This is a genomic window from Rhodobacter sp. Har01, from assembly GCF_020564565.1.
Lineage (GTDB): Bacteria > Pseudomonadota > Alphaproteobacteria > Rhodobacterales > Rhodobacteraceae > Pseudogemmobacter.
Map to the genome: position 1 here is coordinate 1 of NZ_JAJCTD010000011.1, position 24,720 is coordinate 24,720.

Sequence of the window (24,720 nt, forward strand, 5' to 3'; positions counted from 1 at the left end):
CCGTGCAGCTGCCGGAAGGCACCGAGATGGTGATGCCGGGCGACAACCTGAAGTTCGAGGTCGAACTGATCGCGCCGATCGCGATGGAAGAAAAGCTGCGCTTCGCCATCCGCGAAGGCGGCCGCACCGTCGGCGCCGGCGTCGTCTCGAAGATCATCGCGTAACCAGAAGCGGTCGGGCGGGGGGTCCCCCCGCCCATCCCTTTCCCGAAGGAAACCAACAAGATGCAAGGTCAGACCATCCGCATCCGGCTGAAAGCCTTCGATTACCGCGTTCTGGATGCCAGCACGCAGGAAATCGTCAATACGGCGAAACGCACGGGTGCCCAGGTTCGCGGGCCGATCCCGCTGCCGAACAAGATCGAGAAGTTCACCGTTCTCCGTGGTCCGCACATCGACAAGAAGTCGCGCGACCAGTGGGAGATCCGCACCCACAAGCGCCTTCTCGACATCGTTGACCCGACCCCGCAGACCGTGGACGCGCTGATGAAGCTCGACCTCGCCGCCGGCGTCGACGTCGAAATCAAAGTGTAAGGGGGCATGGAAATGCGCTCTGGCGTTATCGCAAAGAAGCTGGGCATGACCCGGCTGTTCCTGGAAGACGGCAAGCAGGTTCCGGTGACGGTGCTGCAGCTGGATGCCCTGCAGGTGGTTGCCCAGCGCACCGCCGACAAGGATGGCTACACCGCCGTCCAGCTGGGGGCCGGCACGGCCAAGGTCTCCCGCACCACCGCCGCGCAGCGCGGCCACTTCGCGCGTGCGAACGTGGCCCCCAAGCGCAAGCTGGCGGAATTCCGGGTCAGCCCCGACAACCTGATCGAGGTGGGCGCGGAAATCACCGCCGACCACTACCTCGCGGGCCAGTTCGTGGATGTCGCGGGCACCTCGGTCGGCAAGGGCTTTGCCGGCGCGATGAAGCGGCACAACTTCGGCGGCCTGCGGGCCAGCCACGGTGTGTCGGTCTCGCACCGCTCGCACGGCTCGACCGGCCAGTGCCAGGACCCCGGCAAGGTGTTCAAGGGCAAGAAGATGGCCGGCCACATGGGCGCCGCCCGGGTGACCACGCAGAATCTGCAGGTCGTTCGCACCGACGTTGCCCGTGGCCTGATCATGATCAAGGGCGCGGTTCCCGGTGCGGCCGGCGGCTGGGTCACCGTGAAGGATGCGGCGAAGAAGCCGGCCCACAAGGACGCCCCGCGTCCGGCGGGCGTGCGGGCTGCTGTCGCCGCTGCTGCTCCGGCTGCCGAAGTGGCTGCCGAAGGGGGTGAAGCATGAAACTCGACGTGATCAAGCTGGACGGCGGCAAGGCCGGCTCCATCGACCTGGACGAGGCGCTGTTCGGCCTTGAGCCGCGCGCCGACATCCTGCACCGCGTGGTGCGCTGGCAGCGGGCCAAGGCCCAGGCCGGCACCCATTCGACGCTGACCCGCGCCGAAGTGTCCTACTCGACCAAGAAGATCTATCGCCAGAAGGGCACCGGTGGCGCACGCCACGGCTCCCGCAAGGCGCCGATCTTCCGCCATGGTGGCGTCGTCAAGGGCCCGACCCCGCGCAGCCACGCCCATGACCTGCCCAAGAAGGTGCGGGCCCTGGGTCTGCGCCATGCCCTTTCGGCCAAGCTGAAGGCGGGTGAGCTGGTGATCGTGGACAGCCTGGCGATGGCGGAAGCCAAGACCGCGATGCTGGCCAAGACCGTGTCCGAGCGGGGCTGGAAGCGCGTGCTGGTGATCGACGGGGCGACGGTCGACGCGAACTTCGCGCTGGCCGCCCGCAACATCGACGGCATCGACGTGCTGCCGACCATCGGCGCCAACGTCTATGACATCCTCAAGCGCGACACCCTGGTGATCACGAAGGCCGGTGTCGAAGCCCTGGAGGCCCGACTGAAATGACCGCGAAACCCGAACACTACGACCTGATCAAGAAGCCGATCATCACCGAAAAGGCCACCATGGCCTCGGAGGCGGGGGCGGTGGTCTTCCAGGTTGCGATGACGGCGACCAAGCCGCAGATCAAGGAGGCGGTCGAGGCCGTCTTCGGCGTCAAGGTGAAGGCGGTGAACACCACCATCACCAAGGGCAAGTCGAAAAAGTTCCGCGGCCGTCAGGGCGAGCGGAGCGACAAGAAGAAGGCCTATGTGACCCTGGAAGCCGGGAACACTATCGACGTCTCCACGGGCCTCTGATAGAAGCCCGCGAATCCTGCGGCCCCGGCTTTCCGGGGCCGTCTGGTTTTCCCCCGGAATCCGAATTTTCGACGAAAATTCGGTCCCGGGACACCACCGGGGATCTTCGGAGCCCTAAACCCCGGGTCCTTGCGACCCTGAAGCAAACGGAAGACAGTAATCATGGCACTCAAGTCGTATAAGCCGACGACGCCTGGCCAGCGCGGGCTGGTTCTGATCGACCGTTCGGAGCTGTGGAAAGGCCGTCCTGTCAAAGCCCTTACCGAGGGTTTGATCAGCCAGGGCGGGCGGAACAACACCGGACGTATCACCATGTGGCACCAGGGCGGCGGGGCCAAGCGCCTCTACCGCGTGGTGGACTTCAAGCGCCGCAAGTGGGACATGCCCGCTGTGGTCGAGCGGATCGAGTATGACCCGAACCGCACCGCCTTCATCGCCCTGGTCAAGTATCCCGATGGCGAGTTGGCCTATATCCTGGCGCCGCAGCGCCTGGCCGTGGGCGACAGCATCGTTGCCGGCGCCAAGGTCGACGTCAAGCCGGGCAACGCGATGCCGTTCAGCGGCATGCCGATCGGCACGATCGTCCACAATGTCGAGCTGAAGCCCGGCAAGGGCGGCCAGATGGCCCGCGCTGCCGGCACCTATGCGCAGTTCGTCGGCCGTGACGGCTCCTACGCGCAGATCCGCCTGTCGTCGGGCGAGTTGCGGATGGTCCGGCAGGAATGCATGGCCACCATCGGTGCCGTGTCGAACCCCGACAACAGCAACCAGAACTTCGGCAAGGCGGGCCGCATGCGCTACAAGGGCATCCGCCCGACGGTGCGCGGTGTCGCAATGAACCCGATCGACCACCCGCACGGCGGCGGCGAAGGCCGCACCTCGGGCGGCCGTCACCCGGTCACACCTTGGGGCAAGGGCACCAAGGGCAACCGCACCCGCTCGAACAAAGAGACGGACAAGTACATCGTCCGCTCGCGCCACGCCAAGAAGAAAGGGCGCTGATCCATGTCCCGTTCCATCTGGAAAGGCCCGTTCGTCGATGGCTATCTGCTGAAGAAGGCAGAGACCTCGCGCGCCTCGGGCAAGAGCGAGGTGATCAAGATCTGGTCGCGCCGCTCCACCATCCTGCCGCAGTTCGTGGGCCTGACCTTCGGCGTCTACAACGGCAAGAAGCATATCCCCGTCGCGGTGACGGAAGAGATGATCGGCCAGAAGTTCGGTGAATACTCGCCGACCCGGACCTACCACGGCCACGCCGCCGACAAGAAAGCGAAGAGGAAATAAGCCATGGGTGCGGAAAAGAACCCCCGCCGCGTGGCGGACAACGAGGCGATGGCGATTGCGCGCATGCTGCGCACCAGCCCGCAGAAGCTGAACCTGGTCGCGGGCATGATCCGCGGCAAGAAGGTGGACAAGGCCCTGGCTGACCTGACCTTCTCCAAGCGCCGCATCGCCGGTGACGTGAAGAAGTGCCTGCAGTCGGCCATTGCCAACGCCGAGAACAACCACAACCTCGACGTCGACAGCCTGGTCGTCGCGGAAGCCTGGGTCGGCAAGAACCTGGTGATGAAGCGGGGCCGTCCGCGGGCCCGTGGCCGCTTCGGCAAGATCATGAAACCGTTCAGCGAGATCACCATCAAGGTGCGTCAAGTCGGGGAGACTGCGTAATGGGTCAGAAGGTCAACCCGATCGGGATGCGCCTGCAGGTCAACCGGACCTGGGACAGCCGCTGGTTCGCCGAGTCCAAGGACTATGGCAATCTGCTGCTGGAAGACCTGCGGATGCGCGAGTTCATCCACAAGGAAGTCAAGCAGGCCGGCGTCAGCAAGGTCATCATCGAGCGGCCGCACAAGAAGTGCCGCGTGACGATCTTCACCGCGCGCCCGGGCGTGATCATCGGCAAGAAGGGCGCCGATATCGAAACCCTGCGCAAGAAGCTGACCGCCTTCACCAAGTCGGAACTGCACCTCAACATCGTCGAGGTCCGCAAGCCGGAAGTCGACGCCCAGCTGGTGGCCGAATCGATCGCCCAGCAGATGGAACGCCGCGTGTCCTTCCGTCGCGCCATGAAGCGCGGCGTGCAGAACGCGATGCGGATGGGGGCGCTTGGCATCCGCGTGAACGTCGCCGGCCGTCTTGGCGGCGCCGAAATCGCCCGGACCGAGTGGTATCGCGAAGGCCGTGTGCCGCTGCACACCCTGCGCGCCGACATCGACTATGCGCTGAGCGAGGCCGAAACCCCCTACGGGATCATCGGCGTCAAGGTCTGGATCTTCAAGGGCGAGATCCTGGAACACGATCCGCAGGCCCACGACCGCCGCCTGGCGGAAGCGGCCGAAGGCCCGTCGTCGCGCGGCCCGCGTCGTGAACGCGGCGACCGCGACCGCGAACGCGCGTAAGGAGTAACAAGAGATGCTGCAACCGAAGCGCACCAAATACCGCAAGATGCACAAGGGCCGCATCCATGGCGAAGCCAAGGGTGGGTTCCTGCTGAACTTCGGCTCCTTCGCCCTCAAGGCGACCGAGCCCGAGCGCGTCACCGCGCGGCAGATCGAGGCGGCCCGCCGCGCGATCACCCGCCACATGAAGCGCCAGGGCCGGGTCTGGATCCGCATTTTCCCGGATGTTCCGGTCTCGGCCAAGCCGGTGGAAGTGCGGATGGGCTCGGGCAAGGGTTCGACCGAATACTGGGCCGCCAAGGTCCAGCCCGGCCGGATCATGTTCGAGATCGACGGCGTGAACGAGGAAATCGCCCGCGAAGCCCTGCGCCTTGGCGCGATGAAGCTTCCGGTGACCTCGCGCATCGTCGCCCGCGAAGACTGGTAGGGGCAGGGGCGCAAGCCCCGACCCGGGAAACATGGCCCCTGCCGGAAACGGCGGGGGCTTTTCGTTGCAAGGAGCCCGCCATGGCCGAGATCACCTCGCTCTTCGTCACCCGCCTCTATCGCGCGCGGCTGAATGACCTCGCCCGCCGCAAGGTCGACCCCGAAGAGCTGCGCGACAGCTGCGAGGCCATCGCCGACGATGACGAGGCCGGCCAGGCCTGGTGCGAGGAGCAGGGCTATCCCGGCTACACCTCCTATGCCTCGCTGAACGACCTGCCCTGGCGGTTCCCGATCTTCGGTCTGGTGGAAAAGGCGCTGGACCGCCACGTCGCCGCCTTCTGCGACGACCTCGGCTTCGACCTTCAGGGCAGGAAGCTGAAATGCAACGCGCTCTGGATCAACATCCTGCCCCAGGGCGGCACCCACGCCAGCCACATCCACCCGCATTCGGTGATCTCCGGCACCACCTACGTGGCCATGCCCGAAGGCACCAGCGCCCTGAAGCTGGAAGACCCCCGCCTGCCGATGATGATGCTGGCCCCGGTGGTGAAGAAGGACGCGGCACCCGAGCTGCAGCGCTTCGTCTACGTCAAGCCCTCGGTCGGCGAGGTCCTCCTCTGGGAAAGCTGGCTGCGTCACGAAGTCCCGATGAACATGGCCGAGGAAGACCGGATCTCGGTCAGCTTCAACTACGGCTGGGCTTGAGAAGGATTGAAACGGTATAGTTTCGATCCTATATTGCCCCATGGAGTTCGAGTTCGACCCGGCCAAAAGCGCCGCCAACAAGGACAAGCACGGCATCGACTTCGTCGAGGCGCAGGCGTTGTGGCTGGATGGCGGGCTTGAGGTTGTCTTGTCGAAGGCCCGTTTGGCCGATGAGGAGCGTTTCCTCGCAATTGGCCGGATCGCTGGCAAGCACTGGACCGCGATCTGCACGTTGCGCGGGGAAGCGATCCGCATCATCTCGGTCCGGCGGGCACGGAAAGAGGAGGTAGGATACTATGAAGGCGAATGAGACCACGAAGGCACCCAAGGCAATCACGGCGGCCGAGTTGGACGAGAAGTTCGACAACGGTGAAGACGTCAGTGAGTTTTTCGACTGGTCCAAAGCCCGCCGCCCCAATCAGGAACCGCGGCGGGTGAACGTGGACTTCCCGGCCTGGATGGTTCGAGACCTCGACAAGGAAGCCGGGCGACTGGGCGTCACGCGGCAGTCGCTGATCAAGATGTGGATTGCGGAGAAGTTGGGGTAGGGTGCGCTACAGCGCACCTTCGCCAGATGCCGATCCTGCTAAACGCTCCGTCAACTCGCTAACCGTCAGAATGGTTACCCCGAACGCCTCGCTCAACTGATGGCGACAAGACAGGAAGTGTTTGTCGTCGGTGACGAACACGTCGCGTTTGCTTTCGATATGCCTCTCTAGATGAAGGCAGTCGCCGTGGTTCTGTCTGCCTACGATCCTTTCGATCTCCGAATACTTCGAGTCATCGCTGGCCCAGACAGATTTGTCCCATCCACCAAGGGGTGAGTCCCACACCGCGATTGGTGGTTCTTGGTTCTTGAGCTTCTTTGTGTCTTGAATGCCCTCGATTGAGACACCAAAGAGTTCGACCAGACCGGCTGCTTCGAGTTTTCTCAGGGCCTTTAGGTCTGCGTTCCTGTCAACTGAAACTGTAAGCTTGCCCATGCGAACCACCTTATCTCTGAACGCCAGTTGGATCGCATGGTGATGCAAGGTTCTTGGCTTGTCCACGAACGTTGACCCCCAACTTCCCCCTTGCCCCCCCACCCCCTTCCCCCCTATACGGGCGCATCCGCGATTCCGGGGCGACTCGGACTCGACGGTTTGTCATTGATCCGCCAGGTCCACGGTGACCCTGCACGCAGGGGCCGTCTGGCGATTGTGGAAGGAAGGGCGCAATGGACGCCAAGGAACTGAAGGCCAAGACCCCCGACCAGCTGCGCGACAGCCTGGTCCAGTTGAAGAAGGAAGCGTTCAACCTGCGCTTCCAGGCTGCGACCAACCAGCTTGAGAACACCGCCCGCATGCGCGCCGTCCGTCGCGACGTCGCCCGCATCAAGACCGTTCTCGGCCAAAAAGCCGTCGAAGCTGCGAAGTAAGGGGAAAACCAATGCCGAAACGCATCCTGCAAGGCGTCGTCACCTCGGACAAGAACGAGCAGACGATCACCGTTCTTGTCGAACGTCGCTTCAAGCACCCGCTGCTGCAGAAGACCGTCCGCAAGTCGAAGAAATACCGCGCCCATGACGCGGAGAACAAGTTCAAGGTCGGCGATACCGTGCGCATCGAAGAATGCGCGCCGATCTCGAAGACGAAACGCTGGACCGTGGTGACCGAAGCTTCGGCTTAAGTCCCGCGGTCTCGAACGAAACCCCAGGGCCGCAACCGGTCCCTGAAGGTCGGGAGACTGACAAATGATCCAGATGCAGACGAATCTGGATGTCGCTGACAACTCCGGCGCGCGCCGGGTGCAGTGCATCAAGGTTCTTGGCGGCTCGCACCGCCGCTATGCTTCGGTCGGCGACATCATCGTGGTGTCGGTGAAGGAAGCCATTCCGAAAGGCCGCGTGAAGAAGGGTGACGTCCGCAAGGCCGTTGTCGTTCGCACCGCCAAGGAAGTTCGCCGTGAAGACGGCACCGCGATCCGCTTCGACCGCAATGCCGCCGTCATCCTGAACAACCAGGGCGAACCGGTCGGCACCCGTATCTTCGGGCCGGTCGTGCGCGAACTGCGGGCCAAGAACTTCATGAAGATCATCTCGCTTGCGCCGGAGGTGCTGTGATGGCCGCCAAGCTCCGCAAGGGTGACACGGTGATCGTGCTCACCGGCAAGGACAAGGGCAAGACCGGCGAGATTTCCGCCGTCATGCCGAAGGACAACCAGGCCGTCGTCGACGGCGTGAACGTCTCGATCCGCCACACCAAGGCCTCGGCCGCGTCGCAAGGTGGCCGCCTGCCCAAGGCAATGCCGATCGACCTGTCGAACCTCGCGCTGGTCGACAAGACCGGCAAGGCCACCCGCGTCGGCTTCCGCGTCGAAGGCGACAAGAAGGTGCGTTTCGCCAAGACCACCGGGGAGGCGATCTGATGCTGGACGTGCAAACCTATACCCCGCGCCTGAAAGCCGAGTACAAGGACAAGATCCGCGCCGCCTTGAAGGAGGAATTCTCCTACAAGAACGACATGCAGATCCCGCGCCTTGACAAGATCGTGCTGAACATGGGCGTCGGCGAAGCGGTCAAGGACACCAAGAAGGTGAAGCAGGCCGCCGAGGAACTGGCGCAGATCGCCGGCCAGAAGGCCGTGATCACCAAGGCCCGCAAGTCGATTGCCACCTTCCGGGTGCGCGAAGAGATGCCCTTGGGCTGCAAGGTCACCCTGCGCGGCGACCGGATGTACGAATTCCTCGACCGACTGATCAACGTGGCGCTGCCCCGCGTCCGCGACTTCCGCGGCGTCAAGGCAACCTCTTTCGACGGCCGCGGCAACTATGCCATGGGCCTGAAAGAGCAAATCGTCTTCCCGGAAATCAACTTCGACAAGGTCGATGAGGTTCTGGGCATGGACATCATCATCTGCACCACGGCGAAGACCGACACGGAAGCGAAGTCGCTCCTGAAGCACTTCAACATGCCGTTCACGGCCTGATCGCGAGGAACCTGAGATATGGCAAAGAAATCCATGGTGAACCGCGAAGTGAAGCGGGCCAAGCTGGTGAAGCAGCATGCTGCCAAGCGGGCCGCGCTCAAGGCGGTGATCTACGACCAATCGAAGCCCATCGAGGATCGCTTCAAGGCGACCCAGAAGCTGGCGCAACTGCCCCGCAACTCGTCGGCGACGCGGATCCACAACCGCTGCCAGCTGACGGGCCGTCCGCATGCGTATTATCGCAAGCTCAAGCTCAGCCGCATCATGCTGCGTGAACTGGCCTCGTTCGGCCAGATCCCCGGCATGGTCAAGTCGAGCTGGTAAGGGAGGACAGAAGATGTCGATGAACGATCCTCTCGGCGATATGCTGACCCGCATTCGCAACGCGCAGATGCGCGGCAAGTCCACCGTGATTTCGCCCGCCTCGACCCTGCGCGCCCGCGTCCTGGACGTGCTGGCCTCGGAAGGCTACATCCGCGGCTATGAGAAGGCCGACACCACCAACGGCCAGGGCGAATTCACCATCAGCCTGAAGTACTACGAAGGCGAGCCGGTCATCCGCGAGTTGAAGCGGGTCTCCAAGCCGGGCCGTCGCGTGTACATGGGCGTCAAGGAAATCCCCTCGGTCCGCAACGGCCTGGGTGTCTCGATCGTCTCCACGCCGAAAGGCGTCATGTCCGATGCAAATGCACGCGCTGCCAATGTTGGCGGCGAAGTGCTTTGCACCGTGTTCTGAGGAGGGTGGAATGTCCCGTATCGGCAAGAAACCCGTCACGCTGAGCAAAGGCACCTCTGCCTCGGTCAGCGGCCAGACCATCGAAGTGAAGGGGCCGAAAGGCACCCGCAGCTTCACCGCGGGCGACGATGTCACCATCGCCATCGAAGGCGATGTGATCAAGGTCACCCCGCGCGGGCTGTCCAAGCGCGCGCGTCAGCAGTGGGGCATGACCCGCTCGATGATCGACAACCTGGTCACCGGCGTCACCACTGGCTTCAAGAGGGAAATGGACATCACCGGCGTCGGCTATCGTGCCGCGGCGGCGGGCAACATCCTGAAGCTTTCGCTTGGCTACAGCCACGAAGTGAACTTCGAAGTGCCGAAGGGGGTGACCGTCACCACCCCGAAGCAGACCGAGATCATCGTGGAAGGCATCGACCAGCAACTGGTCGGCCAGGTCGCCGCGAACATCCGCGAATGGCGCGCCCCCGAGCCCTACAAGGGCAAGGGCATCCGCTACCGCGATGAGTATATCTTCCGCAAGGAAGGCAAGAAGAAGTAAGGGGCGCGAAAGAAATGGCGAACACCAAGAGAGAGCTGTTCCTCAAGCGCCGCATGCGCGTCCGGAACAAGATCAAGTCGACCTCGCACGGCCGTCTGCGTCTGTCTGTCCACCGCTCGTCCAAGAACATCTCGGTCCAGTTGATCGACGATGCCAAGGGCGTGACCGTTGCTGCTGCCTCGACGCTCGAGAAGGATCTCGGCTTCGTCGGCAAGAACAACGTCGAAGCGGCGGCCAAGATCGGTGCGGCAATTGCCGAACGGGCCAAGAAGGCTGGCGTCGAAGTATGCTACTTCGACCGCGGCGGTTTCCTCTTTCACGGCAAGATCAAGGCTTTGGCCGATGCTGCCCGTGAAGGCGGCCTGAAGTTCTGAGGAGAGATCAAATGGCAGAACGTGACAACCGTCGGGACGGCCAGCGTGGCGGCGACCGGCGTGATCGGGCCGAGGAAACGCCGGAATTCGCTGACCGTCTGGTGGCGATCAACCGGGTGTCCAAGACGGTGAAGGGCGGCAAGCGCTTCGGCTTTGCGGCTCTCGTGGTGGTCGGTGACCAGCGCGGCCGTGTCGGCTTTGGCAAGGGCAAGGCGAAAGAAGTGCCCGAGGCCATCCGCAAGGCCACCGAGCAGGCCAAGCGCAGCATGGTCCGCGTCGCCCTGCGCGACGGCCGCACCCTGCACCACGACATGGAAGGGCGTCACGGCGCCGGCAAGGTCGTTATGCGCACCGCCGTTGCGGGCACCGGCATCATCGCCGGCGGCCCGATGCGCGCCGTGTTCGAAATGGTTGGCATTCAGGATGTCGTTGCCAAGTGCATCGGCTCGACCAACCCCTACAACATGATCCGCGCCACCTTCGACGGTCTCAAGCACGAAACCTCGCCCCGGTCGGTGGCGGCGCGTCGTGGCAAGAAGGTCGCCGAGATCCTGCGCAAGCCGGAAACCGAAGCGGTGGAGGCCTGATCATGGCAAAGAAGACGCCCGCCGCGGATGCGGCAAAGAAGACGATCGTCGTGAAGCAGGTGGCCTCGGCCGCCCGCCGTCCCGAAAAGCAGACCGCGACCCTCAAGGGCCTTGGCCTGAACAAGATGAACCGCACGCGCGAGCTGGAAGACACCCCGGCCGTGCGCGGCATGGTCAACAAGATCAGCCACCTGGTGACGATCATCGAAGAGCGCGGCTAATCGCCTGCGCCGGGCGCAGGGAGGGCAATCCGCCCACCGCCCGATCAAAATCAAGCGCCCCCGCGGAAACGCGGGGGCGCTTTGCATTCAGGGCCTTCGCTTGCCCTTGCCCGATTTCCCAGCCTGCGGCCCCGGCCGCACGCCCCTTGCCCTGCGGCCTTGCGGCCCCCGGGCAATCGGGCCGGGCGACCGTCCACCGGACGGTCGCTGTCCGGCCCTCTGGCCCCCGGCTCGACCGTTTCGCGATTTCCTGCATCGGTGCTACGCTCTTTCCCGACTCGGCCGCGCCTTGAGGAGAGGGGGCGGCAGGGGGGTATAGGGGAGGGAGAGACCCATGGCCGCGAAATATGCCGGGGGCTGCGCGCATGTCCATGTGACGGCGTCGGCCGAGCCGATCGACAATCACGAATGCCACTGCAACGTCTGCAAGGCCGTCACCGGGCAGCACAGCACGCATGTCGCCTTCTTCAACCACGGCGACATCCAGGCTGACCACCCGGAGAAGATGAAGCGTGTCCCCTTCAACGCGCAGAACCCCGATGGGCCGCTGGAGATTTGTCTCTGTACCGATTGCGGGGCGGTGCTGATGCTGGACGACAAGCAGAAACGCATCCGTGTGGCGGTGCCCAACGTCATGGGCTATGACGACGCGGCCTTCCCCAAGGCGACCTACCATGCCTTCTGGGACGAAACGAAGGGCTATCCCGCCCCCACCGATGGCCGCCCCGTCTATTCCGGCCTGCGCCCCGAATTCCACTGGCCGGCGGGGGCTTGATCCGGTCGCCGCGCGCGGGCCATGATCGCTGGGGCGGGTGAGCCCCGCCCCAAGGCTTTCCGGCCCTTTCACGGCCCCGCACCCCATACGGAAAGCCCGATGATCGTCCGCACCCTCGCCTCCATCCTGAACACGCCCGCCCATGTGAAGGGCGAAGCCTTCGAGAGCCGCCGCATCCTCTTGGCCGCCGATGGTCTGGGCTATTCGCTGCACGACACCATCTGCCGCGAGGGCACCGAGCAGCATCTGGAGTACCGCAACCACGTCGAGACCAACTACGTCATCGAAGGCTGGGGCGAGGTGGTGAACGTCGTCTCGGGCGAGGTATTTCCCCTGGCGCCCGGCACCGTCTATGTGCTGGACCGGCACGAGGCCCATGTCTTGCGGGCCATCCGCAGCGACATGCGCATCATCTGCATCTTTACCCCGGCGCTGACAGGCACGGAAAAGCACGATGCCTCGGGTAGCTATCCGGCGCCGGTGGGGGGGATTTCCTAACAAATCCTTAAGTCGGGGCCGTAACCCATTGGAATCCTTTGCGGCCCGAAGTGTCCCATGATGGGACACCCGTCTTTGCTTGCCAGACCCCCGGCAAGGGTGTATGGCCCCGCGGTGGCCCGATCCGGCCGCGAGAATCAACAAGAAATGCCGTGTTGGCCCCATCCGTCGCAGGCGGGGCTATTCCGGCCAAGGAGATGCGACATGAAACTGAACGAGCTTTCCGACAACGCAGGCGCCACCCGCAAGAAAAAGCGCGTGGCGCGCGGCCCGGGTTCGGGCAAGGGCAAGACCGCCGGCCGCGGCATCAAGGGCCAGAGCTCGCGCTCGGGCGTGGCGCTGGGTGGCTACGAAGGCGGCCAGATGCCGCTCTATCGCCGCCTGCCGAAGCGCGGATTCTCGAAGCCGAACCGCAAGGAATTCTCGGTGGTGAACCTCGGCCTGATCGAGAAGTTCATCGCCGCCGGCAAGCTGGACGCGAAAGCCGAGATCACCGAGGACGCGCTGGTCGCGGCCGGCCTGACCTCGACCAAGCGCGACGGCATCCGCGTGCTGGCCAAGGGCGAGATCAAGACCGCCGTCAAGCTGGTGGTCACCGGCGCCTCTGCCTCGGCCATCGAGGCGGTGAAAGCTGCCGGCGGCTCGATCACGGTTGCGACTGCCGCTGAATAAGAGGTTGTGAGCGGCGTCATCGTCGCTTACATCATCACCAGTTTTCCAGCGCGCCGCCGGACCGGGAAAACGGTCCCGGCGGCGTTGTCCATGCAAAAGGGCACCCTATGGCATCCGCCGCAGAACAGATGGCCGCAAACCTTTCCTGGGGCGCGCTTGGCAAGGCGACCGATCTTCGGAGCCGCATCTTCTTCACCATCGGCCTTCTCATCGTCTATCGCCTGGGCACCTATATCCCGGTGCCCGGCATCGACGGCGACGCCCTGCGTGAGTTCATGACGAAGGCCGGGCAGGGCATCGGCGGGATGCTGAACATGTTCACCGGCGGTGCGATCAGCCGGATGGGCATCTTCGCCCTGGGCATCATGCCCTACATCAGCGCCTCGATCATCGTGCAGCTGTTGTCCACGATGTATCAGCCCTGGCAGCACCTGAAAAAGGAAGGCGAGCAGGGCCGCAAGAAACTGAACCAGTACACCCGCTACGGCACGGTGGCGCTGGCGCTGTTCCAGGCCTACGGGATCGCCATGTCGATCCAGGGCGGTGGTCTGGCCCACACCCCGGGCATCTTCTTCACCCTGTCCTGCGTGATCACCCTGGTCGGTGGCACCATGTTCCTGATGTGGCTGGGCGAGCAGATCACCAGCCGCGGCATCGGCAACGGCATCTCGCTGATCATCTTCGTCGGCATCGTGGCCGAGATTCCCGCTGCCATCGCGCAATTCCTGGCGCAGGGCCGGTCGGGCGCGCTGTCCACGCCGGTGATCCTGGGCATCATCGCCATGGTGATCGCCGTCATCACCTTCGTGGTGTTCATGGAGCGCGCCCTGCGCAAGATCCACATCCAGTATCCGCGCCGCCAGGTGGGGATGAAGGTCTATGACGGCGGCTCATCGCACCTGCCGATCAAGGTCAACCCGGCGGGCGTGATTCCGGCGATCTTCGCCTCGTCGATCCTGCTCTTGCCGACCACGGTCAGCACCTTCTCGGGGCAGAACACCAACCCGGTGCTGTCGTTCATCAGCGCCTACCTGGGCTATGGCCAGCCGCTGCACCTGGTCTTCCTGGCGGCGCTGATCGTGTTCTTCAGCTACTTCTATACCTCGAACGTCAGCTTCAAGATCGACGACGTGGCCGAGAACCTGAAGACCCAGGGCGGCTTCATCCCCGGCATCCGGCCCGGCAAGAAGACCGAGGAATACCTGGAATACGTGGTCAACCGCGTGCTGGTCCTGGGTTCGGCCTACCTTGCGGCGGTCTGTCTGCTGCCCGAAGTGCTGATCTCGAAGATCGGTGTTCCGTTCTACTTCGGCGGCACCTCGGTGCTGATCGTGGTCTCGGTCACCATGGACACGATCAACCAGGTCCAGTCGCACCTGCTGGCCCACCAGTACGAGGCGCTGATCGAGAAAAGCCAGCTGCGCGGCAAGCGGCGCACGGCGCCCAAGGCTCCGGCGCGTCGATAGACCATGGCGAAGAACATCATCCTTCTGGGCCCCCCGGGTGCGGGCAAGGGCACGCAGGCCAAGCGTCTGGAAGAGACGCGCGGCATGGTTCAGCTTTCCACCGGCGACATGTTGCGCGAGGCGATGGCCTCGGGCAGCGACATGGGCAAGCGCGTCGCCGCGATCATGGACCGGGGCGAGCTGGTCACCGATGAGGTCGTCATCGGCCTGATCGAGGAAAAGCTGGGGCAGGGCACCTCGGGCGGGGTCATCTTCGACGGTTTCCCGCGCACGCTGAAGCAGGCCGATGCCCTGGGCGCGCTGATGGCGCGCCTTGGCCGGACGCTGGACGCGGTGATCGAGATGCAGGTTGACGACGCGGTGCTGGTGCGGCGGATCACCGGCCGCTACACCTGCGGCCAATGCGGCGCGGTCTACCATGACGAGACCCGGCCGACCAAGGTTGCGGGCACCTGCGACGTCTGCGGGTCCACCGAAATGAAGCGCCGGGCCGACGACACCGAAGAGGCGCTGAAGACCCGGCTGATGGAATACTACAAGAAGACCTCGCCCCTGATCGGCTATTACTATGCCAAGGGTCAACTGCGGTCAGTCGATGGCCTGGCGGAAGTGGACGCCGTCGCCGCAGCCATCACGAAAGTTCTTGACAAGGTGTGAATACCCCGCCCCGCGCCCTTGACGGGGGCGGCAAAAGCCCATATGGCACGGCGTCCCGCTGCGGAATCGCCCGCCGCGTGGTTTCCCCGTTTGATGGGAAGATCGTTGTCCCGGACCGAAAGCCCGGGGCGCAGTTGTGAAAAAAGGTTCCGGCACGACGGAACCGCAACGAAAGGAAAAGCGCCTTGGCACGTATCGCTGGCGTCAACATCCCCACCCAGAAGCGGGTTCCGATCGCGCTTCAGTACATCACCGGCATCGGCCCGGCGAATGCCGCGACGATCTGCGAGGCGCTCAAGATCGACACCGCCCGCCGGGTGAACCAGCTGACCGATGCCGAGGTCCTGGCGATTCGCGAGTACATCGACGCGCACTTCACCGTCGAGGGCGACCTGCGCCGCGAAGTCAGCATGAACATCAAGCGGCTGATGGACTTGGGCTGCTACCGCGGCCTGCGCCACCGCAAGGGCCTGCCGGTCCGCGGCCAGCGCACCCATACCAACGCCCGCACCCGCAAGGGCCCGGCGAAGCCGATCGCCGGCAAGAAGAAATAAGAGGAGCGCAAGAGCATGGCACGTGATCCGAAAGCCGCCGCGCGCACCAAGCGCAAGGAACGCAAGAACATCGCCACTGGCGTGGCGCATGTGAACAGCTCGTTCAACAACACCAAGATCCTGATCTCGGACGTCCAGGGCAATGCGATTGCCTGGTCGTCGGCTGGCACCATGGGCTTCAAGGGCAGCCGCAAATCGACGCCCTACGCTGCCCAGATGGCCGCCGAGGACGCTGGCCGCAAGGCGCAGGAACACGGCGTGAAGACGCTGGAAGTCGAAGTCCAGGGCCCGGGTTCGGGCCGCGAATCGGCGCTGCGCGCGCTGGCCGCCGTGGGCTTCCAGATCACCTCGATCCGCGACGTGACGCCGCTGGCGCACAACGGCTGCCGTCCGCCGAAGCGCCGCCGCGTCTGACGCGCTGAAAATACTGCCGGGCCATGCGTCTTGCGTGGCCCGGTTCATGTTTTGAAAGACCCTCGGGCGCCCCGCCCCATCGGACCATGGGGGCGGCGGCTGGAATGGAGGACAGTCCATGATCCACAAGAATTGGCAGGAACTGATCAAGCCGACGCAGCTGGTCGTGAAGCCGGGCGCCGACCCCAACCGGGTCGCCACCGTCATCGCCGAACCGCTGGAGCGCGGCTTTGGTCTGACCCTGGGCAACGCGCTGCGTCGGGTGCTGCTGTCGTCGCTGCAAGGCGCGGCGATCACCAGCGTGCAGATCGACAACGTGCTGCATGAATTCTCCAGCGTCGCCGGGGTGCGGGAAGACGTCACCGACATCGTGCTGAACCTCAAGGGTGTGGCGCTGAAGATGGACGTCGAGGGGCCGAAACGGCTGTCGATCTCGGCAAAGGGTCCGGGCGTCGTCACTGCCGCCGCCATCTCGGAATCGAACGGCATCGAGGTGCTGAACAAGGACCACGTGATCTGCCACCTTGACGAGGGCGCGGACGTGTTCATGGAACTGACGGTTTCGACCGGCAAGGGCTATGTCTCGGCCGACAAGAACCGCCCGGAAGATGCACCGATCGGCCTGATCCCGATCGACGCGATCTATTCGCCGGTCAAGAAGGTCAGCTACGAAGTGCAGCCCACCCGCGAAGGCCAGGTGCTGGACTATGACAAGCTGACGATGAAGGTGGAAACCGACGGCAGCCTGACGCCGGAAGATTCGGTGGCCTATGCCGCGCGCATCCTGCAGGACCAGCTGGGAATCTTCGTCAACTTCGAGGAGCCCGAGGCGGCGAAGTCGGGCGAAGTGGACGCGGGGCTGGAATTCAACCCGCTGCTCTTGAAGAAGGTGGACGAGTTGGAGCTTTCCGTGCGTTCGGCCAACTGCCTCAAGAACGACAACATCGTCTATATCGGCGACCTGATCCAGAAGACCGAGGCCGAGATGCTGCGGACTCCGAACTTCGGCCGCAAGTCCTTGAACGAGATCAAGGAAGTGCTGTCGGGCATGGGCCTGCACCTGGGCATGGACGTCGAGGACTGGCCGCCGGAGAACATCGAAGACCTGGCCAAGCGCTTCGAAGATCAATTCTGACAGGTAGGATGGGCAGTATTGCCCATCCTGCGCGACAAATGCCCGGACTGCCGGGGAACACATGGCGAAAGCCCAAGGTGAGCGGGGCCAATCGTAGGCCCCGCCGGACAAAGCAAAACACGCAGACCAGGAGATTCCGATGCGTCACTCCAGCGGCTACCGCAAACTGAACCGCACCCACGAACACCGCAAGGCGCTGTTCGCCAACATGGCCGGCAGCCTGATCGAGCACGAGCAGATCAAGACCACCCTGCCCAAGGCCAAGGAACTGCGGCCGATCATCGAAAAGCTGATCACGCTGGCCAAGCGCGGCGATCTGCACGCCCGCCGTCAGGCCGCCAGCCAGTTGAAGCAGGACCAGTATGTCGAGCGCCTGTTCGCCATCCTTGGCCCGCGCTACAAGGACCGTCAGGGCGGCTACGTCCGCGTGCTGAAGGCCGGCTTCCGCTACGGCGACATGGCCCCGATGGCGATCATCGAGTTCGTCGATCGTGACCCGTCGGCCAAGGGCGCCGCCGACCTTGCCCGCACCGAGGCCGCCGACGCCGAGTGACGCGCGGGCCAAGACGCAGCGACACGGGAACCCGCCTCTTGGCGGGTTTTCGCTTTTCTTGGGCCGTCGTGTCGCGAGGTCATGGTATCGTTGCCGACGTCCAATGCTGGCCCGCCGGCAGAAAAGTGGTTAAGGTTGAACGAATCCTGCTCTAGGAGTGTCCAGGTTGATGGCGCAGGTGAAGAGGTTGACTGAGTTGTACGAGGAACTGAGCAGGCTTGCCCCCGAAGGCTACGCGGTCGGCCTTCACATTCGATACGCAACCCCATTGGTGTACCACAACCAGTATCCGTCCGCGTGGGTCAAATATTACAACGAGAACTCTTATTACCTTCGCGACCCGCTTGTGTTCTGGGGAATAGGCTCCACCGGAACCCGGCGGTGGAGCGAAATCCCGCTGCCTGACCCATTCGACTTGCTGAAAAAGGCCGCTGCCTACGGAATGCGTTTTGGCGCGGTCTCCTCATACGGCCCCATTTTTTCGCGCTCGATGGCGGGAGTCTGCCGATCCGACCGCGAATTCACGGATGGCGAAATGGAAAGCCTGGCCGACATCACGGCGCGCCTCCATATCGCGGCCAAACCGCCTTCGGAACTGTCGAAAGCACAGATCGAAGCCCTGCAATGCATCGCCAATGGGGACCGTCACACTGCTGCCGCAGAAAAGCTGGGGATTTCCGAAAGCGCCTTCAAGGCACGACTGAAGTCCGCTCGAATAAGACTGGAAGCGCGAACGACCTCGGAAGCGCTTAGAAAGGCACGAGAGTATCGTATGCTCTGAGCATGTGCGGTTTCCCTCTGACCGGTTTTACCACCCCAGAAGGAGACTCTGAAAATGGAAGTCACGACACTTTCTTTCGAAAACCTGCACAAGCATGGCGAGTTGTTTGCCAACATGTTCCGGGCCCGGCACAAGGCCTTTATCCAGCATAACAAGTGGGACCTGCCGCAGGCCAACGGCATGGAGTTCGACCAGTACGACACCCCGGCCAGTCGCTGGGTGGCCGTGCACAAGAACGGCCAGATCCTGGCCGGTATCCGGCTGACCCCGACGACGCACCGCTGCGGGATCTATTCCTACATGATCCGCGACGCGCAGAAGGGTCTGCTCAGCAGCATCCCGTCGAACCTGCTGTATGACGAGGCCCCGGTCGCCGACCACATCTGGGAATCGAGCCGCGTCTTCGTGTCGGAACTGGTGCCGGCGGCCGACCGGATGCGGGTGCAAATGCAGTTGCGGCAGGAAATGGTGATCTCGGCCCGGAACCTGGGGGCGACCTCGGTGCTGGGTCTGATCCCCGAAGTCTCGCGCCGTCTGGGGCGTCGGGTTGGCCTGGACTGCGAGCCGGCCGGGCCGATCCTGAGCTTTGACGGCCTTGATTGCGTCTGCGTCTCGATTTCGATGGCGTCCAAGCTGCATTGACCAGGGGTGGTCAGGTGGGGTTCGAGAGGGGTCTTCCCTGAGGGAGGACCCCACCCTTGTCCATGCACGGGCCTGTGACGACGCAGCCGTTGTCAGCCCGCCGGCCCGGACGCAAGGTAGCGGCCGCACGACACACGGGAGCCGCCCGCATGATCCGACTTTTTCGCGCGCCGATCCTGGCGCTGGCCGCAAGCCTGCCGCTGGCAGCGCCGGCCGAGACCACCGTTCCCGCAAACCAGGCCGAGATCGCGCTGTCCTTCGCGCCGGTGGTGCAGGCGACCGCGCCCGCCGTGGTGAACATCTATGCCCGCCAGGTGGTGCAGGACCGCGTCAGCCCCTTTGCGGGCGATCCGTTCTTTGACCAGTTCTTCGAAGAATTCGGCGCCACCCAGCCGCGCATCCAGAATTCACTGGGCTCGGGTGTGATCGTCTCGGCCGACGGCATCGTGGTGTCGAACTACCATGTGGTCGCCGACGCCACTGACATCCGCGTCGTGCTGGCCGACCGCCGCGAATATGCCGCGACCCTGCTGCTGGCCGACCCGCAGGCCGACCTTGCCATCCTGAAGGTCGCCGCCGAGGCCCCGCTGCCCGCTCTGGAGTTGGGCGACAGCGAGGCGCTGCAGGTGGGCGATCTGGTGCTGGCCATCGGCAACCCCTTCGGCGTCGGGCAGACCGTCAGCTCGGGCATCGTCTCGGGGCTGGCGCGGTCGGCCCTGCAGGTGGGCGACGGGACGGGCTATTTCGTGCAGACCGATGCGCCGATCAATCCCGGCAATTCCGGCGGGGCGCTGGTCGACATGGCCGGCCGGCTGGTCGGCATCAACACCGCCATCGTCACCCGTGACGGCGGCTCGAACGGCATCGGCTTTGCCATCCCGTCCGATCTGGTCGCCGCCGTGGTGGCCCAGGCCCAGGCCGGCGAGACGCAGTTCACCCGCCCCTGGGCCGGTCTCACCGGGCAAGAGGTTGACGGCGCCCTGGCCGAGGCGCTGGGGATGGCCCGCCCGTTGGGCGTTCTGATCACCGCGATGCACCCGCAAAGCCCCTTTGCCGCCGCCGGGCTGGCCGAGGGCGATGTGGTGCTGTCGCTGGGCGGGGCGGCAATCAACACCCCGCAGGAATTCCTGTTCCGCCTTTCGGTGCTGGGCGCCGGCACCGCGCAAGAGGTGCGCTATCTGCACGACGGGGCCGAGGCCGTGGCGCAGGTTGCCATGGCTGCCGCCCCCGACACCCCCGACCGGCTGGCGCTGCAGGTGACGCAGGACGTGATCCTGCGCGGCGCGACGCTGGCCCGGATCAACCCGGCGGTCATGTCCGAACTTGGCCTGTCGCTGGATGCGCGGGGCGTGGCGCTGATCGCAACGCAGGACATCGCGCGCGAGGTGGGGTTGCAGCCGGGCGACATCCTGGTCGCGATCAACGGCCAGCCCGTCTCGACGCCCGACGAAGCCCTTGCCGCCGCAAGTGTCGCCTCGCGCCGCTGGCAGATCGACCTGATCCGCGCCGGCCAGCCGCTGCGCCTGCGCTTCCGGCTTTAGATTCCCCGTCACCGCGCCTAGATTGGCGCCATGGCCGATCTTTTCGACAACGCCGCAGCACCCCAGCACGACGCCCCCCGCCCGCTGGCCGACCGGCTGCGGCCGCGGTCCCTGTCCGAGGTGATCGGGCAAGAGGCCGTGCTGTCGCCCGAAGGCCCGCTGGGGGCGATGCTGACGGCGCGGTCGCTGTCGTCGCTGATCCTCTGGGGGCCGCCCGGGGTGGGCAAGACAACCATCGCGCGGCTGCTGGCGGCCGAGACCGACCTGCATTTCGTGCAGATCAGCGCCATCTTCACCGGCGTGCAGGACCTGAAGAAGGTGTTCGAAACCGCGAAGTTCCGCCGCCAGAACGGCCAGGGGACGTTGCTCTTCGTCGATGAAATCCACCGGTTCAACAAGGCCCAGCAGGATGGATTCCTGCCGCATATGGAGGACGGCACGATCCTCCTGGTCGGCGCCACCACCGAAAACCCCAGCTTCGAGTTGAACGCGGCGCTCTTGTCGCGCGCGCAGGTCATCATCCTGGAACGGCTGAGTCTGGCTGACCTGGAGCGTCTGGCGCAGCGGGCCGAAAAGGACCTGAACCGCGCCCTGCCGCTCAAGGCCGAGGCGCGCGAGGCGATGCTTGAGATGTCGGATGGTGATGGCCGGGCGCTGCTGAACCTGATCGAGCAGGTGGTGGCCTGGCGGCTGGATCATCCGCTGGACCGTGATGAGCTGGCCAAGCGCCTGATGCGCCGCGCCGCCCGCTACGACAAATCGGGGGATGAGCATTACAACCTGATCTCCGCCCTGCACAAAAGCATCCGCGGCAGCGACCCCGATGCCGCTCTGTACTGGTTCGCGCGGATGCTTGAGGGCGGCGAAGACCCGCGCTTCCTGGCCCGCCGGCTGACCCGGATGGCAGTGGAAGACATCGGCCTGGCCGACCTGCAGGCGCAGGAGGTGTGCCTGCAGGGCTGGCAGACCTACGAACGGCTGGGCAGTCCCGAGGGCGAGTTGGCGCTGGCGCAGGCGGTGATCTACCTTGCCCTCGCGCCCAAGTCGAACGCCGGCTACATGGCCTACAAGGCCGCCCGCGCGCTGGCCCGCGACACCGGCAGCCAGATGCCGCCCCGCCACATCCTGAACGCGCCGACGCGGCTGATGAAGGACATCGGCTATGGCGCCGGCTATGCCTATGACCACGATGCCGAAGACAGCTTTTCAGGACAGGACTACTTTCCCGAAGGCATGCGCCGGCCGGTGCTGTACACGCCCCCCGAACGCGGCTTTGAACGCGAGCTGAAGAAGCGCATCGACTATTTCGCCAAGCTCCGCGGCAAGCGGCAGGGCGGTTCTTGACGCAACGCCCGATCCGGGCCTAAGGGGCGCCGATGCTGGACGAACCCGACGACATCCATCCACTGTTCCACGGCGCCCCCAAGTCGACCGCGTTCCGCAAGCTGCGCAAGCGGCTGGTGCAGGCCGTGCGCGAGGCCATCGAGACCTACGGCATGGTGCGCCCCGGCGACCGCTGGCTGGTCTGCCTGTCGGGGGGCAAGGACAGCTACACCCTGCTGGCCGTGCTGACCGAGTTGAAGTGGCGCGGCCTGCTGCCGGTGGACCTGCTGGCCTGCAACCTCGATCAGGGCCAGCCCGGATTTCCCGCGACCGTCCTGCCAGAATTCCTGACCCGCATGGGCGTGCCGCACCGGATCGAATATCAGGATACCTATTCGGTGGTGACCTCGAAGATCGCGCCCGGGGGCACCATGTGTTCCTTGTGTTCCCGCCTGCGCCGCGGCAACCTGTATCGCATCGCGCGCGAGGAAGGCTGCTCGACCGTCGTGTTGGGCCACCACCGCGACGACATTCTGGAAACCTTCTTCATGAACCTGTTCCACGGCGGGCGGCTGGCCAGCATGCCGCCCAAGCTGGTGAACGAGGACGGCGATCTGTTCCTTTGCCGACCATTGGCCTTTGTCCCCGAGGCTGATTGTGACCGCTTCGCCCGCGGCATGAATTACCCGATCATCCCCTGCGACCTGTGCGGCAGCCAGGAGGGCCTGCAGCGGGCGCAGGTGAAGAAGCTGCTCGATGAGTGGGAAAGTCGCAGCCCCGGCCGCCGGCAGGTGATGTTCCGGGCGCTGATGAACGTGCGCCCCTCGCACCTGGCCGATCCCGGGATTTTCGATTTTCTCGGCCTGGCCCTGGGTCGGCCCGGAACGGATCATGAAAATGCAAGGCAACTTCGCCTGCCGGATTAACGAAGCCATCAACCCTTTCGGCCTTTATTCGCCCTGCGATCGTGGTCTTCGGAAGCGCGACCGACGACGGGCAGCGGAAGGAATGTGCAGATGGCCTTGGCAGGGATCAACGATGCAGCGAAGCGCCTTGCCCTGCACCTGGCCTGGGTCCGCCGCCCCGAGTTCCTGATCTTTCTGCCGGCGATCACGCTCGCCGGTTTCTGGTTGGGTGGCGAACGGGTTCTGCTGGCCCTGGCGCTGGGACTGCCACTGCTTTTTGCGGCGACCAGCCCGTCGATGACCAGCGTCAAGGGCGCGCGCTGGGATGAAGAGGACGGGTCCGCCGTCGGTCGCGCGATTGCCGCGATGGACCGCATCCTTCAGCTTTCCACCGAAACCGGTCGCAACACCGCCTGCCTGGTGATCCAGTTCGACGATCTCGATGCTCTGCTCGACCGCCACGGCCGCTCGGCCCAGGCCGAGGTGCTGGCCCGCACCTCCGACCGCATCCGCGGCGCGCTGCGCATGGGCGACCTGGTGGTCCACCTGCAGGGCGGCCCGCTCGCCGTGGTCCTTGCCCCGGTGCGCCGACTTGACCTGGAAATGCTGGTGCAGATGAGCGCCCGCCTGCAAGAGGCGATCACCGCCCCCATTTCGCTTGGCGGAACCCAGATCTACGTGACGGTGTCGGTCGGCTTCTGCGTCGGTGGTAGGTCGCCCGAACCGACCGGACGGTCGCTGCTGGACGCCGCACAGACCGCCGCAGACGAAGCGATGCGCCACGGTCCTGGTGGTATCCGCGCCTGGTCGGCCGACATGGCACAGCACCGCGCAGCCCGCGACGCCTTGCGCGACGATCTTGAGTCCGCGCTGGACAGCGGGCAAATCCGGCCGCACTTCCAGCCGCAGATCTCGACCGACACGGGTGAGATCTCCGGCTTCGAGGCGCTGGCGCGTTGGCACCACCCCGAGCGTGGCTGTCTGGCGCCCTCGGAATTCCTGCCCAGCGTCGAAGGCAGCGACCTGACCGAACGGCTGGGCGAAGTGATGCTGTATCACGCGCTTACCGCCCTGGTCGGCTGGGACAAGGGCGGGCTGCGCGTGCCCTCGGTCTCGGTCAACTTCTCGGCCGCAGAACTGCGCAATCCGCGCCTGCCCGAACGGATCAAATGGGAACTGGACCGCTTCGACCTCAAGCCCGACCGGTTGACCGTGGAGATCCTGGAAACCGTTGTGGCCGTGACCGACAATGACATGATCGTGTCGAACATCGCCCAGCTTGCCGCCCTGGGTTGCGGCATCGACCTCGACGATTTCGGCACCGGCCATGCCTCGATCTCGACCATCCGCCGCTTCACCGTCCGCCGGCTGAAGATCGACCGCAGCTTCGTCACCCGGGTCGATCAGGATCGCGAACAGCAGCGCATGATCTCGGCCATCGTCTCGCTGTCCGAACGGCTGGGACTGGAGACCCTGGCCGAGGGGGTCGAGACCGCGGGCGAACATGCGATGCTGTCGCAACTGGGCTGTGGCCACGTCCAGGGCTTCGGCCTGGCGCGACCGATGCCTCTGGAGGAAGCGACAGCCTGGATCGGCCGGCACATGAACCGGCAGGACCGCGTGCCGCGGATCGGGATGAAGAGCGGCCGCTGACGTCACGCC

The 24,720-nt window shown here is 64.8% G+C and carries 39 protein-coding genes and 1 pseudogene; 39 read left to right on the forward strand and 1 reads right to left on the reverse strand.

The window, feature by feature from the left end:
• The 13 genes and pseudogenes from tuf to brnA form a co-directional block, all read left to right on the forward strand.
• Positions 1-164, forward strand: a pseudogene (gene tuf / locus LHP98_RS17835) (elongation factor Tu); the annotation flags it as partial.
• Positions 165-224: 60 nt separating this feature from the next.
• Positions 225-533 (forward strand): 30S ribosomal protein S10, encoded by a 309-nt coding sequence (gene rpsJ / locus LHP98_RS17840; protein WP_023666234.1) that lies wholly within the window; start codon positions 225-227, stop codon positions 531-533.
• A gap of 12 nt (positions 534-545) precedes the next feature.
• Positions 546-1,274, forward strand: coding sequence for a 50S ribosomal protein L3 (rplC, locus tag LHP98_RS17845; RefSeq protein WP_227253916.1), 729 nt, complete (start codon positions 546-548; stop codon positions 1,272-1,274).
• Positions 1,271-1,891 (forward strand): 50S ribosomal protein L4, encoded by a 621-nt coding sequence (gene rplD / locus LHP98_RS17850; protein ID WP_227253917.1) that lies wholly within the window; start codon positions 1,271-1,273, stop codon positions 1,889-1,891. Before rplC ends, rplD begins: the two co-directional genes overlap by 4 nt.
• Positions 1,888-2,184, forward strand: a complete 297-nt coding sequence (locus tag LHP98_RS17855) for a 50S ribosomal protein L23 (RefSeq protein WP_227253918.1) — start codon at positions 1,888-1,890, stop codon at positions 2,182-2,184. Before rplD ends, LHP98_RS17855 begins: the two co-directional genes overlap by 4 nt.
• Before the next feature lie 162 nt (positions 2,185-2,346).
• Complete coding sequence (rplB, locus tag LHP98_RS17860; protein WP_227253919.1) at positions 2,347-3,186, forward strand: 50S ribosomal protein L2; 840 nt, start codon at positions 2,347-2,349, stop codon at positions 3,184-3,186.
• 3 nt (positions 3,187-3,189) lie between these two features.
• Positions 3,190-3,468: a 30S ribosomal protein S19 gene (gene rpsS / locus LHP98_RS17865; protein ID WP_227253920.1), complete on the forward strand. Its 279-nt coding sequence runs from the start codon at positions 3,190-3,192 to the stop codon at positions 3,466-3,468.
• Positions 3,469-3,471: 3 nt separating this feature from the next.
• Positions 3,472-3,852 (forward strand): 50S ribosomal protein L22, encoded by a 381-nt coding sequence (rplV, locus tag LHP98_RS17870; RefSeq protein WP_227253921.1) that lies wholly within the window; start codon positions 3,472-3,474, stop codon positions 3,850-3,852.
• Positions 3,852-4,583, forward strand: coding sequence for a 30S ribosomal protein S3 (rpsC, locus tag LHP98_RS17875; protein ID WP_227253922.1), 732 nt, complete (start codon positions 3,852-3,854; stop codon positions 4,581-4,583). Before rplV ends, rpsC begins: the two co-directional genes overlap by 1 nt.
• Before the next feature lie 13 nt (positions 4,584-4,596).
• A complete protein-coding gene (gene rplP / locus LHP98_RS17880) occupies positions 4,597-5,010 on the forward strand; it encodes a 50S ribosomal protein L16 (protein ID WP_227253923.1) in 414 nt (137 codons plus the stop codon).
• Between the two features lie 80 nt (positions 5,011-5,090).
• On the forward strand, positions 5,091-5,714 hold the full coding sequence (locus LHP98_RS17885) for a TIGR02466 family protein (protein ID WP_227253924.1): 624 nt from the start codon (positions 5,091-5,093) through the stop codon (positions 5,712-5,714).
• Positions 5,715-5,754: 40 nt separating this feature from the next.
• Entirely contained in the window at positions 5,755-6,024 is a 270-nt protein-coding gene (locus LHP98_RS17890) for a BrnT family toxin (RefSeq protein WP_227253925.1), read from the forward strand.
• Positions 6,011-6,262: a type II toxin-antitoxin system BrnA family antitoxin gene (gene brnA / locus LHP98_RS17895; protein ID WP_227253926.1), complete on the forward strand. Its 252-nt coding sequence runs from the start codon at positions 6,011-6,013 to the stop codon at positions 6,260-6,262. Before LHP98_RS17890 ends, brnA begins: the two co-directional genes overlap by 14 nt.
• 6 nt (positions 6,263-6,268) lie before the next feature.
• Here brnA and LHP98_RS17900 read toward each other — a convergent pair whose 3' ends face one another.
• The gene (locus tag LHP98_RS17900; RefSeq protein ID WP_227253927.1) at positions 6,269-6,697 is read right to left on the reverse strand and encodes a hypothetical protein; all 429 of its coding nucleotides are present in this window, start codon (positions 6,695-6,697) and stop codon (positions 6,269-6,271) included.
• A 233-nt stretch (positions 6,698-6,930) separates the two neighbouring features.
• Between LHP98_RS17900 and rpmC the strand changes: the two genes are divergently transcribed.
• From rpmC to LHP98_RS18030, 26 genes are all read left to right on the forward strand, one after another.
• The gene (gene rpmC, locus LHP98_RS17905; RefSeq protein WP_227253928.1) at positions 6,931-7,131 is read left to right on the forward strand and encodes a 50S ribosomal protein L29; all 201 of its coding nucleotides are present in this window, start codon (positions 6,931-6,933) and stop codon (positions 7,129-7,131) included.
• Between the two features lie 11 nt (positions 7,132-7,142).
• On the forward strand, positions 7,143-7,382 hold the full coding sequence (gene rpsQ / locus LHP98_RS17910) for a 30S ribosomal protein S17 (protein ID WP_108644075.1): 240 nt from the start codon (positions 7,143-7,145) through the stop codon (positions 7,380-7,382).
• Between the two features lie 64 nt (positions 7,383-7,446).
• Positions 7,447-7,815 carry a 50S ribosomal protein L14 gene (gene rplN / locus LHP98_RS17915; RefSeq protein ID WP_013066055.1) on the forward strand — a complete coding sequence of 123 codons (369 nt, stop codon included), beginning with the start codon at positions 7,447-7,449 and terminating at the stop codon, positions 7,813-7,815.
• Positions 7,815-8,120, forward strand: coding sequence for a 50S ribosomal protein L24 (gene rplX / locus LHP98_RS17920; protein WP_227253929.1), 306 nt, complete (start codon positions 7,815-7,817; stop codon positions 8,118-8,120). Before rplN ends, rplX begins: the two co-directional genes overlap by 1 nt.
• Complete coding sequence (rplE, locus tag LHP98_RS17925; protein ID WP_227253930.1) at positions 8,120-8,680, forward strand: 50S ribosomal protein L5; 561 nt, start codon at positions 8,120-8,122, stop codon at positions 8,678-8,680. The genes rplX and rplE overlap by 1 nt, the downstream gene beginning before the upstream one ends.
• An 18-nt stretch (positions 8,681-8,698) precedes the next feature.
• Positions 8,699-9,004 carry a 30S ribosomal protein S14 gene (rpsN, locus tag LHP98_RS17930; protein WP_227253931.1) on the forward strand — a complete coding sequence of 102 codons (306 nt, stop codon included), beginning with the start codon at positions 8,699-8,701 and terminating at the stop codon, positions 9,002-9,004.
• Between the two features lie 13 nt (positions 9,005-9,017).
• The gene (rpsH, locus tag LHP98_RS17935) at positions 9,018-9,416 is read left to right on the forward strand and encodes a 30S ribosomal protein S8 (RefSeq protein WP_227253932.1); all 399 of its coding nucleotides are present in this window, start codon (positions 9,018-9,020) and stop codon (positions 9,414-9,416) included.
• A 10-nt stretch (positions 9,417-9,426) separates the two neighbouring features.
• Positions 9,427-9,960 carry a 50S ribosomal protein L6 gene (rplF, locus tag LHP98_RS17940; RefSeq protein ID WP_227253933.1) on the forward strand — a complete coding sequence of 178 codons (534 nt, stop codon included), beginning with the start codon at positions 9,427-9,429 and terminating at the stop codon, positions 9,958-9,960.
• Positions 9,961-9,974: 14 nt separating this feature from the next.
• Positions 9,975-10,334: a 50S ribosomal protein L18 gene (rplR, locus tag LHP98_RS17945; protein ID WP_227253934.1), complete on the forward strand. Its 360-nt coding sequence runs from the start codon at positions 9,975-9,977 to the stop codon at positions 10,332-10,334.
• A gap of 11 nt (positions 10,335-10,345) precedes the next feature.
• The gene (gene rpsE / locus LHP98_RS17950) at positions 10,346-10,921 is read left to right on the forward strand and encodes a 30S ribosomal protein S5 (protein ID WP_227253935.1); all 576 of its coding nucleotides are present in this window, start codon (positions 10,346-10,348) and stop codon (positions 10,919-10,921) included.
• 2 nt (positions 10,922-10,923) lie between these two features.
• Entirely contained in the window at positions 10,924-11,142 is a 219-nt protein-coding gene (gene rpmD, locus LHP98_RS17955; RefSeq protein WP_227253936.1) for a 50S ribosomal protein L30, read from the forward strand.
• A 334-nt stretch (positions 11,143-11,476) separates the two neighbouring features.
• Entirely contained in the window at positions 11,477-11,917 is a 441-nt protein-coding gene (locus tag LHP98_RS17960; protein WP_227253937.1) for a GFA family protein, read from the forward strand.
• Positions 11,918-12,016: 99 nt separating this feature from the next.
• A complete protein-coding gene (locus LHP98_RS17965; RefSeq protein WP_227253938.1) occupies positions 12,017-12,415 on the forward strand; it encodes an ectoine synthase in 399 nt (132 codons plus the stop codon).
• A gap of 204 nt (positions 12,416-12,619) precedes the next feature.
• Positions 12,620-13,087 (forward strand): 50S ribosomal protein L15, encoded by a 468-nt coding sequence (gene rplO / locus LHP98_RS17970; RefSeq protein WP_227253939.1) that lies wholly within the window; start codon positions 12,620-12,622, stop codon positions 13,085-13,087.
• A gap of 107 nt (positions 13,088-13,194) precedes the next feature.
• Entirely contained in the window at positions 13,195-14,553 is a 1,359-nt protein-coding gene (secY, locus tag LHP98_RS17975) for a preprotein translocase subunit SecY (RefSeq protein WP_227253940.1), read from the forward strand.
• Positions 14,554-14,556: 3 nt separating this feature from the next.
• Complete coding sequence (locus LHP98_RS17980; protein ID WP_227253941.1) at positions 14,557-15,210, forward strand: adenylate kinase; 654 nt, start codon at positions 14,557-14,559, stop codon at positions 15,208-15,210.
• Between the two features lie 185 nt (positions 15,211-15,395).
• On the forward strand, positions 15,396-15,764 hold the full coding sequence (gene rpsM, locus LHP98_RS17985; protein ID WP_227253942.1) for a 30S ribosomal protein S13: 369 nt from the start codon (positions 15,396-15,398) through the stop codon (positions 15,762-15,764).
• Between the two features lie 15 nt (positions 15,765-15,779).
• Positions 15,780-16,178 carry a 30S ribosomal protein S11 gene (gene rpsK / locus LHP98_RS17990; RefSeq protein WP_227253943.1) on the forward strand — a complete coding sequence of 133 codons (399 nt, stop codon included), beginning with the start codon at positions 15,780-15,782 and terminating at the stop codon, positions 16,176-16,178.
• Positions 16,179-16,296: 118 nt separating this feature from the next.
• Complete coding sequence (locus LHP98_RS17995) at positions 16,297-17,313, forward strand: DNA-directed RNA polymerase subunit alpha (protein WP_227253944.1); 1,017 nt, start codon at positions 16,297-16,299, stop codon at positions 17,311-17,313.
• 139 nt (positions 17,314-17,452) lie between these two features.
• Entirely contained in the window at positions 17,453-17,866 is a 414-nt protein-coding gene (gene rplQ, locus LHP98_RS18000; RefSeq protein WP_227253945.1) for a 50S ribosomal protein L17, read from the forward strand.
• Positions 17,867-18,035: 169 nt separating this feature from the next.
• Entirely contained in the window at positions 18,036-18,647 is a 612-nt protein-coding gene (locus tag LHP98_RS18005) for an autoinducer binding domain-containing protein (RefSeq protein ID WP_227253971.1), read from the forward strand.
• Between the two features lie 54 nt (positions 18,648-18,701).
• Positions 18,702-19,289, forward strand: a complete 588-nt coding sequence (locus tag LHP98_RS18010; protein ID WP_227253946.1) for an acyl-homoserine-lactone synthase — start codon at positions 18,702-18,704, stop codon at positions 19,287-19,289.
• A gap of 149 nt (positions 19,290-19,438) precedes the next feature.
• Complete coding sequence (locus LHP98_RS18015; protein WP_227253947.1) at positions 19,439-20,830, forward strand: trypsin-like peptidase domain-containing protein; 1,392 nt, start codon at positions 19,439-19,441, stop codon at positions 20,828-20,830.
• A 30-nt stretch (positions 20,831-20,860) separates the two neighbouring features.
• On the forward strand, positions 20,861-22,174 hold the full coding sequence (locus LHP98_RS18020) for a replication-associated recombination protein A (protein ID WP_227253948.1): 1,314 nt from the start codon (positions 20,861-20,863) through the stop codon (positions 22,172-22,174).
• A 32-nt stretch (positions 22,175-22,206) separates the two neighbouring features.
• The gene (gene ttcA / locus LHP98_RS18025) at positions 22,207-23,079 is read left to right on the forward strand and encodes a tRNA 2-thiocytidine(32) synthetase TtcA (RefSeq protein WP_227253949.1); all 873 of its coding nucleotides are present in this window, start codon (positions 22,207-22,209) and stop codon (positions 23,077-23,079) included.
• 90 nt (positions 23,080-23,169) lie between these two features.
• On the forward strand, positions 23,170-24,711 hold the full coding sequence (locus LHP98_RS18030) for a putative bifunctional diguanylate cyclase/phosphodiesterase (protein WP_227253950.1): 1,542 nt from the start codon (positions 23,170-23,172) through the stop codon (positions 24,709-24,711).
• The last annotated feature ends 9 nt before the right edge of the window (positions 24,712-24,720 follow it).